Genomic DNA, 13753 nt, shown 5'->3' on the forward strand with positions numbered 1-13753 from the left:
CCGTCACGTCGGACATGCGGTGTCACCGATCACCGAAGCGTATGCCGCCGTCGAGCGACGGCGATGGCAACAACGGCAACGGCAACGGCAACGGCAACGGGAACGGCAACGGCACCAGCGCCGTTGCCGTCGCAGCCATCGTCCTCCGGCTCCGCACGTGCTCCCCCGGACAGCCCGGGACAGCCCCTTAGTTGATCGCGGGGCCCGAATCGTTCAGCCAGCCCCATTCCGACCACGTGGCGAACCCGGTCTGCCACCGGTGATAGACACCGGCTTGGCTGGTGCCGAACACTTCGATGCGACCGTCGGCGTTGTTGCTCGCACCGATCTCGGTTCCGCCGCCACCGAAGGTCTCCCACTGCGAGTACGCCGCGTTCGGGCCGGTCTGCCAGGCGTGGCTCGCGGTGGTGGCGTTGATGGCGAACACCTCGACCCGGCCGTCGACCGAGCGCGAGGTGGTCAGCTCGGCATTGGAGATTCCGCCGGTGCCCGTCCACTCCGACCAGGTGCTCGGGCTGGTCTGCCAGCGGTGGAACACACCGTTGGCGTTGGAGGCGAACACCTCGAGCCTGCCGTCCTGGTTGTAGCTGGCCGCGACGTCGCGTCCGCCGCCGCCGAAGTTCTCCCAGGTCGACCAACCGCCGTTGACGGAAGTCTGGTACAGGTGCTGGAACGTCGAGTCCGACAGCGCGAACACCTCGAGTCGTCCATCGGGTGCGTTCTCCATGGCGAGGCGCGAGTTGGCCGGGCCACCGCCCACGCCTTCCCAGGTGGCCCAGCCACCGCTGGGCGCGGTCTGCCAGCGGTGGAAGACGCCGTTGGCGTTGGAGGCGAACACCTCGATACGGCCGTCGGCGTTGTTGCCGGCCGCCAGCCGGTACCCTCCGGTGCCGAAGTTCTCCCAGGCGGACCAACCCGCACTGGGCGCGGTCTGCCACATGTGGTCGAACGTGGTGTCCGACAGCGCGAACACCTCCAACCGGCCGTCCGCGTTGGACGCCACCGCCAGCTGCGCGTTGCGCGGACCACCCGCGAACCGCCACTGCGACCAAGCGCCGTTCACCGCGGTCTGCCACGAGTGGTACACGCCGTCGGCGCCGGCGGCGAAAGCCTCCAGCCGTCCGTCCGCGGACCGCCCGGACACCACGCGGCCCGAGGCGTACGGGTGCTTGGGGCCGCCTCCCGTACCGGACCACAGCGCGTTGGCGATGAGTGCGGCGTCGTCCGCCTCGATCCCGTACAGGTGGCGCAGATCCTCCCTCGGCTGCTGAACACGCCAGCACACCTCGCCGATCGGCGCGTTGTTCCACGAGCCGGCCGGATACCGCCGTTCCATATCGTCGAGGAAGGCGTTGGTGGCGTAGGTCGGGTTCAGACGCTGTTCCCGGGTACCCCACCAGTCCTGCTGCTGGAACAGCCCGAGGCTGGTGTGGTCGACGGCCTGCGAGTAGTTGTTCATGCTGCTCTCCACGATGATCGTGGCGATGGCGATCGCCGCGGCTCGCGGGTTGAGCCCCCGGTCCTTCACCGCCTGCGTGACCATCCGCGCGCAGGACATCTTGTACGCGTTCAGGTAGCCGGCCATCTTCGCGTGCAGCTGCGGGTTGAGCTGGTCGGCCATGACGCCGTCGGTGGGCGACGGGCCGGCCGGATCACATGGCACGGTCGGAATGGCAAACCCCTGTGGGCTGCTGAAATACCGGGATACGCCGGACCGGTCGTCGCCCCGGCCCGGAACAGGCCCGGGTTGGGCGACGGCGGCCGAGGCGGTCATCCCGATGACCAGCGCCCAGATTCCGGCCACGACGGCCAGTCTGGTGAACACGCGGTATAAGCCGGTTCTTGCCACTGTGTGTGCCCCTCCGTTGTGAAGTGAAGTCGGTGCGGAATTCGGCCGCCCCTCTGCGGGCGTCGGCGGCCGACGGTAGAAGACGCCGATGAAATTCCGATGGAACCGTCCTTCATCCCCGTCGCCGGGGAATGCGGGTTTCATCGGGATGTCATCGGCTGCTGTCACTGTCGTCCGGTGACCTTGGCCGACCGCCTACCGCCTACCGCCTCGGAAAGCGGACGCGTAAGGCCGAGGACATGGCACGCATAGGCCGACTACATGGGGAGTATCGAATGCGGGCAAGAAAGTTCGCGGCCGCGCTGGCCGGACTCGTGCTCACGGCCGGGCTTTCAGTGGCACAGGGATCCACGGCGCAGGCAACGGCCGCGGCTTCGTGCGAGGGCACGTACACGATCGTTGTCGGTGGCACGGGAAGTTCGTGGAACAACGACGGCTTCACCGGCAACATCCAGCAGCACGTCGGGTACCCCACCCAGATTCCCAACGGTGCGAGCGCCCGGGCCGGCGTCAATGAGCTGAACCGGCTGGTACGTAACCAACGTGCCGCGTGCCCGGGCCAGCACGTCAAGATGGGCGGGTATTCGCTGGGCGCCGCGGTGGTGCACATCTGGGTCACCGAGAACTGGCAGACGTTCGGCAACGTCAATGCCATTCTCATCGCGGACCCCAAGCGTCAGGGCCCTCCCGGAGCCAATGGCGGAGCCGTTCCGTTCGGCGGTTTCGTCGGCGCCCCGCTCGCCGGCGCCGACAGGTTCTTCGGAAACGTACCGGTCAAGACGATCTGCCACTGGGACTACGTCTGCGACGAGTCCGCCGGCATTTGGACGTACCCGAACAACCACGTCAAGAACTACCCGCACGACTTCAACATGGATCACCACAACGACAGCGCCAATGAGGAGTGGTACAACGGCGCTTGGCACCCCGCCTCCTGGTAATCACGGAGGGTGCCTGGCCGAATCCATCGGCCATCTGATATCTGCCACCTGCCATCGGCCCGGAAATGCCGGCCGCTGGCAGGTGGTGAGGCGCTCGTACCGTTGGGGACCGCGTCAGAGCGCGTCATCGATGTTTCGTCGCCCCATGACGACGCGCCCTCGGCCGCCCGGCCGCCCGGCCGAGGGGGTGAGGCCGAGGCCGGCTTCGTCGCCGCACAGAATCATCTGGTGCGTCCGCCGCAGCATCCGGCTCGGCGGAACCCCCAGGTCGTCGGCGAGACGGCGGCGGGCGCGGTCGAACACGGTCAACGCGTCGGCCTGCCGGCCGTTTCGGTACAGCGCCCGCATCAGCATCGCGGCCAACGGCTCGTTGAGGGGGTGCGCCGCGGACAGGGCGAACAGCTCGGCGATCGCTTCCGCGTCCTGGCCCAGCCGCAGCTGCCACTCCAACTTCCGCTGCACGATGGCGATCCTGCGCTCGGTGAGCCGCAGCCGCTCCAATTCGGCGAGCGGCCCGGGCAGACCGGCCAGGGGCTCCCCGCGAAACAGCTCCAGCGCCTGGGCACACAGGCGGACCGCCTCGGCCGGTTCACCCGCTCGATCGGCCGCCCCGATGCCGGTGACCAGTTCCTCCATACGCGCCACGTCCACGTCGACCGCCCCGGGCACCAGCTGGTACCCGCGCCGGGCGAACTCGATGACCGAGCCCGGAGCGTCCCCGCCGCGCAGAGCCTTGCGTAACCGGTAGATGTACACCGGCACCACGTTCCCGGCCGGCGGCTCCATCCCCCAGACATCATCGAGCAGTTCCTGCTGGCTGAGACTCCGCCCCGCGCCCAGTGCCAGCGCCGCCAGTACGGCCTGCTGGCGTGGATGCCCCAGGTTCAGGGGCCGCCCGTCCTGCCAAGCCTGCAGCGGCCCGAGCAAGGAGATCTGCATCTTCGCCCCGCCCGCTCGACCGGCGGCGGTCCGCCGCACCGGTCTCTCCGACTGCGTACGGGGCCCACGTCCCGGCACGACCAGCCCGCAGTCGAAGGCGTGGACGATGGCGGCGGCCCGGTCGCGCAGACCGAGCTTCACCAGAATCCGGGCGAGGTGTTCGGCGACGGCGCCCTCGGGGAGGCCGAGGGCGGCGCCGATTTCGTCGTCCCGCAGGCCGCAGCCCACCGCGGCGAGCACCTTGCGCTCCTGCTGCGCGAGCGAGGTGGCGGTCGGGCGTTCGGTGGTGACGGTCGTCGGCATCGCTGCTCCCCGTGCTCCGGCCTGATCGGTCTGGCGGGCGCCGACGACAAGGTAGAGGGGGGAGGGTCGGGCACGGCATCCGGAACGATCCGGAGTGACACGCGCGACCGGGACTCCTTGGTGTGTTCCTGTGCGTCAGGCAGCCGGACCAGGCGCAGATGCTCGCCGTGACCGGTCTTGCCTGACGATGGCCTGGGCGACTCCTTGGATGGCGCCCCGAAGAAGGTCACCGTAGGGATTCGGAGGAAGGCTGGGGGCGAGCGCCTTTGCCGCGTCGATGTGCTCGGTGGCAGCGTCGAAGGAGCCGAGTCGACGGTAGTTGTCGGCGAGGTTGAGGTGCAGGGAGGGGTAGAAGCCGGCGATGTGGAGGCCGGCGTGGTGCTCCTGGACGCGCTGCTCGGTCATGGCGTCGGCAGCGTCCAGGGCCCGGATGTCCCAAGCGAGGGCCTGGGCGGCATCTTCGTAGAGATCTGCCAGGTGGTGAGCGAGGGAGCAGCGGTGCAGCGGGTCACCGGTGACACCGATCGCGGACCACAGGCCCAGCAGCTTCCGGCGGGCGGAAGCGCGGCCACCGGCTCGCCCCTCGGCGACGGCGTGGCCTATCGCTTCCATGGTCGGGTCGGGACTGGCGGGTGCGGTGGTCATGGAGTGTTCCTCGTCGTCTCTCAGGCGGAGTGGTCGTACTTGATGGGCATGGCCAGGGTGGTGAGATCGCCGCGGTCGGCGGAGCGGATCGTGACGGGCTGGTCGTGTCCTCGTAGGTCGAGCAGTACGTCAGGGCCGATCGCGGTGCTCACGGCGGGATAGAGCGTGGTCAGCTCGAACCAGATCTGGAGGGCCTGGCCCGTCGCGGTGGCCGGAAGCGGGATGCCGGGGTGTTCGTCGTCCGCCGACACCACGTTCACCGCGTCGTCGGCGACATGCAGCCCGATGCGCTCGCCGGGGTGTTCTTCCAGGGCTCGCAGGAGCAGATCCTTCGAGACCGTCGCACGAGTGGTGACCTCGCCCAGTGACGCGAGCATCAGCCGATGGTCGGGGAACTCTTCGTTCAGCAACCGGCAGTGCCGGTCCTCCCGGTCGTCCACGCGGAACCAGATCCCGTTCGAAACCGCTTCCAGTCGCACCAGCGGACTGCGGCGGATCGCGGCGACCGCGGCTCGCAGCTCGTCGCCGTTCACCGTGCCGGCCCACGTCTGGCTCGGGGCTTCAGCCGGCACCAGCGTTCTGGTGGAGAGCCGGTATCGGTCCGTCGCGGTCAGAGTGACTGCCTCACGACTTGCCTCGACGCGCAGACCGGCGAGCGCCGGCATTCCGCGCTCATGCGCGGTCGCGGTCATGACCTGCTCGACCGCGTCCGCCAGCACGGGCCCCTTCACCGCCGCGATCGGAAGACCTGGCACATTGCCGCCGAGCGCGGACTTGATGACAGCGGCCTTCTGCTGCACGGCCGTGGCGTCCCCAACCACCTTTGCGACATGCTCGTCGAGCAGCCGGGAAGCCTCGTCAGCCCCGGCACCAAGCACAGCGTCGACAGCGGCCAGGGGCATAGCGAGCTCGCGGAGCTGACGCAGCGCGGTCGCCCGAGCCACCTGGTCGGTGCTGTAGTAGCGGTAGCCCGTGACGGGGTCGACCTCGGCAGGGGGCAGCAGCCCGGAGTCGGCGTAGAACCGCAACGCGCTGGAGGTCAGACCACTGCGCTGGGCGAAGGCCCCGATCGGCATCAGCTCATCATTTGGCACCGCGTCATCATCGAGCTTCAACCAACTCGAAGGTCAACACGGACGAGCACCGACGCGGATACGAGAAGCGCAGAGCCCCTGCCGGGTGGTTCCGGCAGGGGCTTGTCCAAGGCCGGGCGTTCCCGGCAGAGGTCTGCGGATGATGGGCTGTCAGCAGGGCGCGGTGACGTTTCCGCAGTAGATCCAGCCCCACCGGGGAGAGTCGAGCTCGTACCAGCGGTTGCCGGCGCTGTTGACCCGAGTGTTGTACCACCAGAGAGGTTGACCCGCGTAGGACGTGCGCCAGAGCACGTCGCAGGACGAGCTGGGGCATGACCTGACCACACGCCCCGCGGAAAGGGCCTCGGTCCAGCCATCAGCAGCCCGGGCGGGTGTCAGGTCCGCCGCGGCGCCGGAGGACGGGGTCGCCGCCGTGGTGGCTGCGGGTGTCGCCTGTGCTGGTGCGGCGATCCCGGTGGTGAGAAGCGCGGTGCCGATGGTGACACCGGCGAGAAGGGTGCGAATGCGCACGGACATATCTCAGCACTCCGTTGTTCGTGGTCTGGGTTGTCGCCCCACACTCGGAGCGGCCAGTCGTCCCACCATCGGATTCGAGCGTCGGTTCGCGCTATTCGATTCGGTTGTAGCCGAACTGAGGTCCTGGGCGACCCGGGGCGGACCGGACCGGGTGAGCGGTCAAATCGACTTGTTTCGGACTGCCCTCGAACGAGATCAGCGTGAAGCATCCGGCCCAGGAAAAGAGGAGGCTGATGTGATGCGATTGCACTTCACCGCGGAGGACTTGGCGCGGGTGAAGGTCCATGTGCTCGGTCCACTCGCCGAGACAGCACTGTGCTTGTGGAACCTCCAGCGGCGCGACGGCAGGACGCTGTTCGGCGGCTGGCGCGCGCGTACGAGCCCACTTGTCACGGGTGACGGGCCCGACACCGCGAGGTTCCTGAGCTCACCAGGCGGGGGGCTGGTGGATCTGTTCACCCTTGTGGGCGCTGCGGACAGTCTGGGTGAAGGCCTGGAGCGGCTGGTCAGTGCGCGAGGAGGCGATCTGCGCGCGGAGTTCGCCGTACGAGGTCCGGCCAGGCCGCGGGCGCAGTGGCTGTCCGGGGTGATGGCGGCCGACCGGCCGTCGGTACAACGGCTCGCCGCCGCGCTGCGGGAATGCCACCGGGTGGGAGTCTCCCCGTACTGGGATCGTGTCCACCACCACCTGGACGGGGAGGTAGCGCGCCGAGGGCGCCTCATGGTGCAGGGCGGGGTGACAACGTTGTTGGACAGCATGCGTCCGATGGCCATGTGGAAATCCCCCGTGCTGGAGATCCCTGGCTATCGGCCGCTCATCCACACCTCAACCGACTTCCACCTGGCAGGCCGCGCGCTGGTCCTGGCTCCATCGGTGTTCTGCGGGCCGGTTCCCCAGCTGTTCGCCACCGCCCAGGCCGACACCGCGGTCATGGTGTACCCGGCTCTGAACAATCCGATCGACGCGGCCGGCCTGTGGGCTCACCCCGCTGATACACGCCACGCCGATGCCCCGGTGCCACCGGCTCTGTCCGCGCTTCTCGGCCGTACCCGGGCGGTCGTGCTCTGTGTGATAGCCGACCATCCCGCGTGCACCACGACGCAGCTGGCCCGGAGGGCAGGGATCTCCCCAGCCAGCGCCAGCGAGCATGCCACCACACTGCGCAGCGCCGGCCTGACCACCCTCACCCGTGAGCGGAAGACTGCCCTTCACACGCTGACCCATCTCGGCCTCACCCTGCTGAACACCAACGGTTCAGCACCGGCCAGTACTTGAACGTGGACCCTGACCGCCGCTCCGCCGCGTCGATCGCGTCAACTGCTGGTCAGCCATGGAGTGTCAGTGTTGCCGCATAGCATCCGCATCATGCGTGAGTTCTTTGTGGCCGGTGGACGAAAACTGTCGTATCTGGACTTCGGCGGTCCGGGTACTCCGCTTCTCGCCCTGCACGGGCACTACAACGAGGCGTCGGCGTTCGCGCCTTTGGCTGAGGCATTGGCGCCCCGGTGGAGGGTGATCGCGCTCGATCAACGCGGGCACGGCGAGTCCGATCGTGCTCCGCGTTACGAGCGGGACGATTACGTCGCTGATGTCGCTGCGTTTCATCGACATCTGGGCATCGGCCCGGTGGCGGTGCTGGGCCATTCGCTGGGCGGAGTGAACGCGTACCAGTACGCTGCCCGGCAGCCGGACCGGGTCCGTGCGCTGATCGTCGAGGACATCGGCGCGGTGGTTGACTGCGACTGGTCATTCACCTTGCGCTTGCCCCGCCATGCGCCGTCGCGTCACGACCTGATGGCCGCGCTGGGCTCGACGGCTCCCTATCTGGAGTGTTCCTTCCGTCGGTCGGAGGGCGGCTGGGGATTCTCGTTCGACATCGAGCACACGGTGGCGTCCCAGAAGGCACTCAATGGTGACCACTGGCGGGACTGGTCGGCGGTGGCCTGCCCCACTCTGCTGGTCCGTGGAACACGCAGCGATGAGCTGGCGGCCGCCCATGCCAGCGAAATGATCACGCGCCGCGCCGGCCAGGCCCGTCTCACCGAGCTTCCCGCCGGTCATGTCGTGCACCATGATGCCCCGGCCCAGTTCGCCGCCGCCGTCGAGGATTTCCTGTCCGTTCCGGGCTGATCCGCGCAAGAGCTGACCCATGTCTGTTTCCCGGCAAGGATGGGGGGCGGTTCCCGCCGGCGTGTGCGCTCGATATCTCTGTCCTCCCAGGCGGCTGCCACGACGTGTGCCTCCTCGGCGGGAAGCCGGCGTCGCCGGTCACAGCGGAGGGGGTCAAAGGCGGTGGTCAGACGGTCGAAGGAGCGGTAGACGCGGCGGGAGAACGCGATCCTGGCGTGGTCGTCGGCAGGGCTTTCGTCCGGGACGCCGAGCCACGACCGAGCGGGGGCCCGGAGCTCGTCGAGCAGCACTCTGCAGACATCCGCGAGGCTGGCGCTGCGGTGATAGTGCAACGCCAGCAACAACCCCACCAGCACGGTCCGGACCGGGAGCCCCTTCGGGCCCGGTCGGCCTTCCAACTCGGTGTCGATCAGCTCAAGAACTCCGGACTCCTGGAGGAGCGCGTCGAGCTGACCGACCTTGGAGTCCGGGATCCGGGCGGGTGCGTCGGTAACCGGCCGGGGCCGGCACTGTCTGATCTTCTCCGGATGCCGCCAGGCCCGGGGCCTGGTCACCTCCCCTCCGGGCCTCGCAGGAGCCGGGCCGCGGTCACCTCATCCACCGGCGGCACCAGGTGCTGCCAGCGGGCCAAGGACGCGGCGGAAGCGAGTCCGGCCGCCTGGGCGATCAGATGGTGATCGATATGCGCACGCATCAGCTCGACGATCCACGTCGCCCGCAACCGGCCCACCGACACCGCGGGCAGATCCCGCGGCGGCCGGTGGATCAGCGACCAGGAGCCGATCAGGTTCTTCGCGTACTCGACGGTCCGCCCCGGCCGGAACAAATACCCGCCGCCCGCGCTCTCCGCCAGCTCACCCAGAACAGGGTCCCAGGCGGCCCGGGCGACCAGTGGAACCAGCCGCTCGACGCCCTTGTGCAGCAGCGGCCCGTCGGTGCTCGGCCGGCGCAGATCGGTGCCCCGGCTGGCCGCGACCTCCTTCGGCTTCAGCCCCAGACCGGCACCCAGCCCCAGCAGCACCAGCGCGTCGGTCCTCTGCTGCCGGGACAGATGCGTCGCCCAGTGTCGCAGGCCCGCCAACTCGGCCGCCGTGTAGGGCTGGTACGGACTCGCCTCGGCGTGCATCCGGACCGGAGGCGCTTCCCCGCGCTCGCTCCAGGCCAGGGCGTCACGAACGCGCAACAGCCACGTCCGGTACGTCCGGACCGACGAGGTCTCGATCTCTCCGGCCCGCGAGAGCACGAACGCATCGATCACCTCGTTGCGCAACCACGCGTCCGCAGACCGCTCAATACCCGACGCCTCGGCCCACAATGCCAGCCTGCCGACCACGTGCAACAAGCACTCCACGTCATAGGGCACAGCCGTCACGGCCGCGGCGACGACCGACCGCACCAGCGGCGCGACCTCCGCCCACACAGGCGGCACGCTCTCGGGCCGGTAGCGGGTGATCTTCGCGGACGTAACGGGATCAAGGACCACGGTCCATGCATACCGGCTGGACAAGCAGCCATTCCACAGCTGATCGACTTCAACGGACAGGATGGTGCGCGCATGGTCGGCGGACGCGCCCGGGCACGCTCCCCCCGGGAGCTGACCGACAATCCGGAAATCTGGCCCGAACAACCGAGCACCGACACGGCCGCCGAAGCGGTCGGCCACATCGCACGCACACTCGCCCGGGTCCTGGACGACCGTGGCCTGAGTTTGCGCGCGACTGCCGCCGGCTCCGGAGTGAACAGACAGGCCGTGGCCGACCTTCTCGCGGGACGCTCCTGGCCGGACGTGGCCACCGTCGCCCGCCTCGCCCATTTCACCGGCGCACACCTGTGGCCGGACAACACCAGTATCGATCGGAAGAGAACGCATTGAGCCTCGATCCACGCCCGAAGACGCCAAACAGCGACCGGGCATGACGAAGTTCGCGGCTCCGCGCATCGAGCGGCGAAAGTCTCCACTACGCTCGAAAACGCGCGGAGCCACCTGTCGGATGGCGCTCACGCACCCGGCACCGCCGAGTCGATTGGTAGTCCCTCGGCGGTGCCACCTGAAACGCCGCGCGCTCGCGGCCGCGCTTCACTCCCGAGTGTCCCCCTGCCGCTGTTGACCGGCACCGGTGGGAGCGATCGCGAACCAGGCCGTCGGGCCCTCCACCACCCGGCCCTCCTTTACCAGCCGCTTCAGCCGGGACCGGGTGGTCTCCACCCGCCGCCCCTTCGACGTGTCGGAGACGTCCTCGCCGATCGCCGCGGCGATGTCCTGCACCTTCATCGCCCGACCAGCCCCCGCCAGCAGCACCAACATCCGCTCGCGTGCCTCTTCCCACTCCAACGGGCCGCCAGACGCGGCCCCGCTGGAAGGTACTTCTGCATCAGCCGGCCGGGAATCGGGGGAAGGGGGTCGTTCGGTCACCGGTTCGTCCGCAGGGGCTGCTGGCCGCTCCTGCACGACGTCGTCGTCCTGGTCGGCGTACTCCTCGCCAACCAAGGACAACAGCGTCTCCCGCGTGATCGTCAGGTGAGCCAGCCGTTCCTCGGTCACCGCGATCTTCTCGCGCAGGGCGGACAACTCTCCACGCACGACCGCCTCTTCCAGATCAAGACGCTCGAACAGCGACGTCATCGCGGTCCGCCCTCTCCCCACCGGCACCACGGCCCCAACGGCAGTCGGAGCCCGAGCCAAACGTAGGGCGAGCCGCAACAAGATCGCAGAGCGAGACCGCAGATGTCCCCAACCGACCGCACGCGTTTGCCTTCCGCTCACTCGGAATCGTCGCGGGATCACTCCTGTCCCCGTTCAGGCAGGGCTCAATGTCAGTGGCTGCTGTCAGGATGCCCAGAACCGGCCACGATGCAGGAGGGCAACATGGGCACTTGGGATGTCGGCCCCTTCGACAACGACACCGCAGCGGACTTCAGCTACACCCTCGACGAGGCAGCTGCGGACGCACGCGCGGGCATCATCCTCGGCACCCTCACACGCGTGATCGACACAGCCGGCTACCTCGAAGCACCCGAAGCCGAAGAAGCCGTCGCCGCAGCCGCCCTCGTCGCCGCGCAGTGCCCCGAGGGCGAGCCGACCGATCCCGTCTACGGCCCCGAAGAGCCACTTCCCGACCTAACCGGCCTGCGCGACCTCGCCCTCCAGGCCCTCGACCGCGTCATGACCGAGCCGTCCGAGCTGATGGACCTCTGGGATGAATCGAATGGCGCTCCCTGGCGCACGCACATCCGCAACCTTCGGAACGTGCTCACGCCGCAGCCCCCCGGAGAACAACTCAGCCTGCTCTGAACCACCCGAACCCTCTACGAGTTATCCCCGAAAGGCCACCATGAGCTGGGACGTGCTCCTCCTCCGCCTGCCTGACGACTTCACATCGGTGCAGCAGATCCCCGACGCCCACACCCTCGCCCCGATCGGCAGCCGGCGCGACGTCCTCGCAGCCATCACCCAGGCCGCCCCCGACACCGACCTCACCGACCCCACCTGGGGCGAACTCCTCGGACCCACCTGGTCCGTGGAACTCAACATCGGCGCAGAAGACCCGGTCGACTCCGTCATGCTCCACATCCGCGGATCCGGTGACGACGTCCTCACCCCGGTCTTCCGTCTTGCTGGAGCACTGCGCTGCAAGGTTCTGGACTGCGCCGCAGGAGACCTGATCACTCCCTTGGAAACATCCGGATGGCACGGCTTCCAGCAGTACCGCGACAGCGTGGTCCCGCCCCGTCACTGACGACTGAGGTGAGAGCGACACTCTCCGTAACCGCGGAGCGATCAATGCCACGAGGTTGTCGGTCCAGCAGTCAGACTCCTTGGTCCCGACCTCGACACCGCAGCCGCTGCATACGAGGTTGGGGCCGTCCTGGCCGGCGAGTCCGCAGCAACCGGCAAGACGCCGAGATTCAGGGTGCAGCGCAGTCCCCGGAACGTCATCCGGGTGAAAGATCAGCAGACTGGCATCGAAATTGACCTTGAAGGTCCCCGGGGCCATCCGGGGCGAAACGACCTCATGCCCCATCGGCCGCTCCGGCCCCCTCAGCGGCTCTCCCGGAGCCACCTCCCCCGTCAAGGGCTGCTGGCAACTGCCGCAGTAGGAGACGGACATACCGCATCCCTTCATCGCCTCCCCCTGAGGAGAGGTATGAGCGTTCATGGCAGTCACTCCGCGGCCGTGGCCTGCCACGCGGAGGTGACACACCCTTCCTCCCAGTGCCACCACCCCTTGGCCTCCCCATGCTCCAAGAGCTTCCGAATCCGACGCAGGTCCGCGTCTGGTGGCACATCGAGCGCCACCATCCGGAACTGCTCGATCCCCTCGCCGGTCGTGCCGAGCCGATGGAAGGTCTCTAGCACGGTCTGCCGGGCGGCACCTGAGCCGCCGTCCTTCATGACGATCAGCCGGATGGTGCAGTTTTCCGAAGCCCGCACTGTCTCGCCGGCCCAGTGGACGCCTTCATCGTCGACCGCCACCCGGATGACGTCGTCGCTGGCAACTCCGCGTACGAACCAGGGAGTGTTGTCCAACCGCACGGTTCCGTCGCCGAGATCCACCGCCCACAGACTCTCCACGCTCGCCGGCGGCCACCCGTCCTCGTCTACCTCCAGGCGGAAGTGGACCTTCACATGGTCGTCGCTGATGCTCGTCACCGCACCATCATCCACACCGCCTGGTCCCACCCACCCACCGGTGAGGGCGGCCCTGCGTGACCACGCATCCAAGGCGATCTCCGGCTGCTGCGAGGGCTCGACTCCGGTCCAGGATTCCTGCCGACTCAGGCATGCGTACCTTGGCCGAGTTCGCAGGCGGACCTAAAAGGGCAGCTCGTCGACCGTGCTCGGTTCAGTCCCCTGCCACTGGGCCCACTGTCCTGGGACGGCGACGCAGGCTGCCGAGAGGTGGGCCAGGGTCTTCCCCCGGACGTGTAGCCAGCTGTCGGCCGCCAGCCCGTCCTGCCGCAGAAGAAGTCCAGGAGCAGAGAACCAGCGGACCGGGGACTCGTCATCACCCGTCCACATCGGATAGTCCGGGAGGGGAATCCGCTGGAAGAGTTGTGGAATCTGGCTCACGACCTCGGCTGGCAACTCACAGGCGTTGTAGAGAGGTCCGTCGCTGAGCAGGCTCTCGGAGAGGACCAGCTCTACGCACGCCAGCGAGACCTTGTCCATAAACGGCCGCCATCCCTCACGCGACTGGACAACGACAGGCGGGTCAGCCTCTTCCAGATCGCACAGGCGCACGCCCCAGAAGGCGCATTGAGCTGTACTGAGATTTGTGGAGTCCCTGATGCCAGGGTTACGGTCCTGGCGAAGGAGAACCACCAGCACCATGGC

General features: G+C 68.3%; 14 protein-coding genes and 1 pseudogene. 6 read left to right on the top strand and 9 right to left on the bottom strand.

Features of this window, described 5'->3' with window-relative positions; genetic code table 11:
• Positions 1-187: 187 nt before the first annotated feature.
• Positions 188-1849: a PLL family lectin gene (locus IEZ01_RS22570; protein WP_028798315.1), complete on the bottom strand. Its 1662-nt coding sequence runs from the start codon at positions 1847-1849 to the stop codon at positions 188-190.
• 275 nt (positions 1850-2124) lie between these two features.
• Here IEZ01_RS22570 and IEZ01_RS22575 point away from each other — a divergent pair, with 275 nt between their 5' ends.
• Positions 2125-2790 carry a cutinase family protein gene (locus IEZ01_RS22575; RefSeq protein WP_019891648.1) on the top strand — a complete coding sequence of 222 codons (666 nt, stop codon included), beginning with the start codon at positions 2125-2127 and terminating at the stop codon, positions 2788-2790.
• A 114-nt stretch (positions 2791-2904) separates the two neighbouring features.
• Here IEZ01_RS22575 and IEZ01_RS22580 read toward each other — a convergent pair whose 3' ends face one another.
• The 4 genes from IEZ01_RS22580 to IEZ01_RS22595 all read right to left on the bottom strand — a co-directional run bounded on the left by IEZ01_RS22580 (position 2905) and on the right by IEZ01_RS22595 (position 6287).
• Positions 2905-4032 carry a BTAD domain-containing putative transcriptional regulator gene (locus IEZ01_RS22580; protein WP_189203419.1) on the bottom strand — a complete coding sequence of 376 codons (1128 nt, stop codon included), beginning with the start codon at positions 4030-4032 and terminating at the stop codon, positions 2905-2907.
• A 135-nt stretch (positions 4033-4167) separates the two neighbouring features.
• Positions 4168-4677, bottom strand: a complete 510-nt coding sequence (locus IEZ01_RS22585; protein WP_189203421.1) for a hypothetical protein — start codon at positions 4675-4677, stop codon at positions 4168-4170.
• Between the two features lie 20 nt (positions 4678-4697).
• Positions 4698-5771, bottom strand: a complete 1074-nt coding sequence (locus IEZ01_RS22590; RefSeq protein WP_229833161.1) for a DNA polymerase III subunit beta family protein — start codon at positions 5769-5771, stop codon at positions 4698-4700.
• A 150-nt stretch (positions 5772-5921) separates the two neighbouring features.
• On the bottom strand, positions 5922-6287 hold the full coding sequence (locus IEZ01_RS22595; RefSeq protein WP_229833155.1) for a hypothetical protein: 366 nt from the start codon (positions 6285-6287) through the stop codon (positions 5922-5924).
• Positions 6288-6438: 151 nt separating this feature from the next.
• Here IEZ01_RS22595 and IEZ01_RS22600 point away from each other — a divergent pair, with 151 nt between their 5' ends.
• Together IEZ01_RS22600 and IEZ01_RS22605 are read left to right on the top strand one after the other, a co-directional pair.
• Positions 6439-7563 (top strand): winged helix-turn-helix domain-containing protein, encoded by a 1125-nt coding sequence (locus IEZ01_RS22600; protein ID WP_229833157.1) that lies wholly within the window; start codon positions 6439-6441, stop codon positions 7561-7563.
• 90 nt (positions 7564-7653) lie between these two features.
• Complete coding sequence (locus IEZ01_RS22605; RefSeq protein WP_040875888.1) at positions 7654-8418, top strand: alpha/beta fold hydrolase; 765 nt, start codon at positions 7654-7656, stop codon at positions 8416-8418.
• 550 nt (positions 8419-8968) lie between these two features.
• On the opposite strand, the gene IEZ01_RS22610 is transcribed toward IEZ01_RS22605, so the two are convergent.
• Complete coding sequence (locus tag IEZ01_RS22610) at positions 8969-9901, bottom strand: hypothetical protein (RefSeq protein WP_229833159.1); 933 nt, start codon at positions 9899-9901, stop codon at positions 8969-8971.
• A gap of 72 nt (positions 9902-9973) precedes the next feature.
• Here IEZ01_RS22610 and IEZ01_RS22615 point away from each other — a divergent pair, with 72 nt between their 5' ends.
• The gene (locus tag IEZ01_RS22615; RefSeq protein WP_189203423.1) at positions 9974-10291 is read left to right on the top strand and encodes a helix-turn-helix domain-containing protein; all 318 of its coding nucleotides are present in this window, start codon (positions 9974-9976) and stop codon (positions 10289-10291) included.
• A 204-nt stretch (positions 10292-10495) separates the two neighbouring features.
• Here IEZ01_RS22615 and IEZ01_RS22620 read toward each other — a convergent pair whose 3' ends face one another.
• Positions 10496-11041, bottom strand: coding sequence for a hypothetical protein (locus IEZ01_RS22620; RefSeq protein ID WP_189203425.1), 546 nt, complete (start codon positions 11039-11041; stop codon positions 10496-10498).
• A 243-nt stretch (positions 11042-11284) separates the two neighbouring features.
• On the opposite strand from IEZ01_RS22620, the gene IEZ01_RS22625 reads away from it, so the two are divergent.
• Complete coding sequence (locus IEZ01_RS22625) at positions 11285-11710, top strand: DUF4259 domain-containing protein (RefSeq protein WP_028798316.1); 426 nt, start codon at positions 11285-11287, stop codon at positions 11708-11710.
• A gap of 40 nt (positions 11711-11750) precedes the next feature.
• The gene (locus IEZ01_RS22630; protein ID WP_028798317.1) at positions 11751-12155 is read left to right on the top strand and encodes a hypothetical protein; all 405 of its coding nucleotides are present in this window, start codon (positions 11751-11753) and stop codon (positions 12153-12155) included.
• 425 nt (positions 12156-12580) lie between these two features.
• Here the strand turns inward: IEZ01_RS22630 and IEZ01_RS22635 are convergent, their stop codons facing one another.
• Together IEZ01_RS22635 and IEZ01_RS22640 are read right to left on the bottom strand one after the other, a co-directional pair.
• Positions 12581-13069: a DUF4265 domain-containing protein gene (locus IEZ01_RS22635; protein ID WP_189203427.1), complete on the bottom strand. Its 489-nt coding sequence runs from the start codon at positions 13067-13069 to the stop codon at positions 12581-12583.
• Positions 13070-13231: 162 nt separating this feature from the next.
• A pseudogene (locus IEZ01_RS22640) lies at positions 13232-13753 on the bottom strand (hypothetical protein); the annotation flags it as partial.

The sequence above is a fragment of the Streptomyces purpureus genome (assembly GCF_014648195.1).
Taxonomy (GTDB): domain Bacteria; phylum Actinomycetota; class Actinomycetes; order Streptomycetales; family Streptomycetaceae; genus Streptomyces; species Streptomyces purpureus.

What these genes read in the sequence shown, in the direction of transcription:
- IEZ01_RS22575 (WP_019891648.1), top strand. Translation starts at nt 2,125, where the DNA reads ATGCGGGCAAGAAAGTTCGCGGCCGCGCTGGCCGGACTCGTGCTCACG.
- IEZ01_RS22615 (WP_189203423.1), top strand. Translation starts at nt 9,974, where the DNA reads ATGGTCGGCGGACGCGCCCGGGCACGCTCCCCCCGGGAGCTGACCGAC.
- IEZ01_RS22580 (WP_189203419.1), bottom strand. Translation starts at nt 4,032, where the DNA reads ATGCCGACGACCGTCACCACCGAACGCCCGACCGCCACCTCGCTCGCG.
- IEZ01_RS22630 (WP_028798317.1), top strand. Translation starts at nt 11,751, where the DNA reads ATGAGCTGGGACGTGCTCCTCCTCCGCCTGCCTGACGACTTCACATCG.
- IEZ01_RS22625 (WP_028798316.1), top strand. Translation starts at nt 11,285, where the DNA reads ATGGGCACTTGGGATGTCGGCCCCTTCGACAACGACACCGCAGCGGAC.
- IEZ01_RS22620 (WP_189203425.1), bottom strand. Translation starts at nt 11,041, where the DNA reads ATGACGTCGCTGTTCGAGCGTCTTGATCTGGAAGAGGCGGTCGTGCGT.
- IEZ01_RS22605 (WP_040875888.1), top strand. Translation starts at nt 7,654, where the DNA reads ATGCGTGAGTTCTTTGTGGCCGGTGGACGAAAACTGTCGTATCTGGAC.
- IEZ01_RS22595 (WP_229833155.1), bottom strand. Translation starts at nt 6,287, where the DNA reads ATGTCCGTGCGCATTCGCACCCTTCTCGCCGGTGTCACCATCGGCACC.
- IEZ01_RS22585 (WP_189203421.1), bottom strand. Translation starts at nt 4,677, where the DNA reads ATGACCACCGCACCCGCCAGTCCCGACCCGACCATGGAAGCGATAGGC.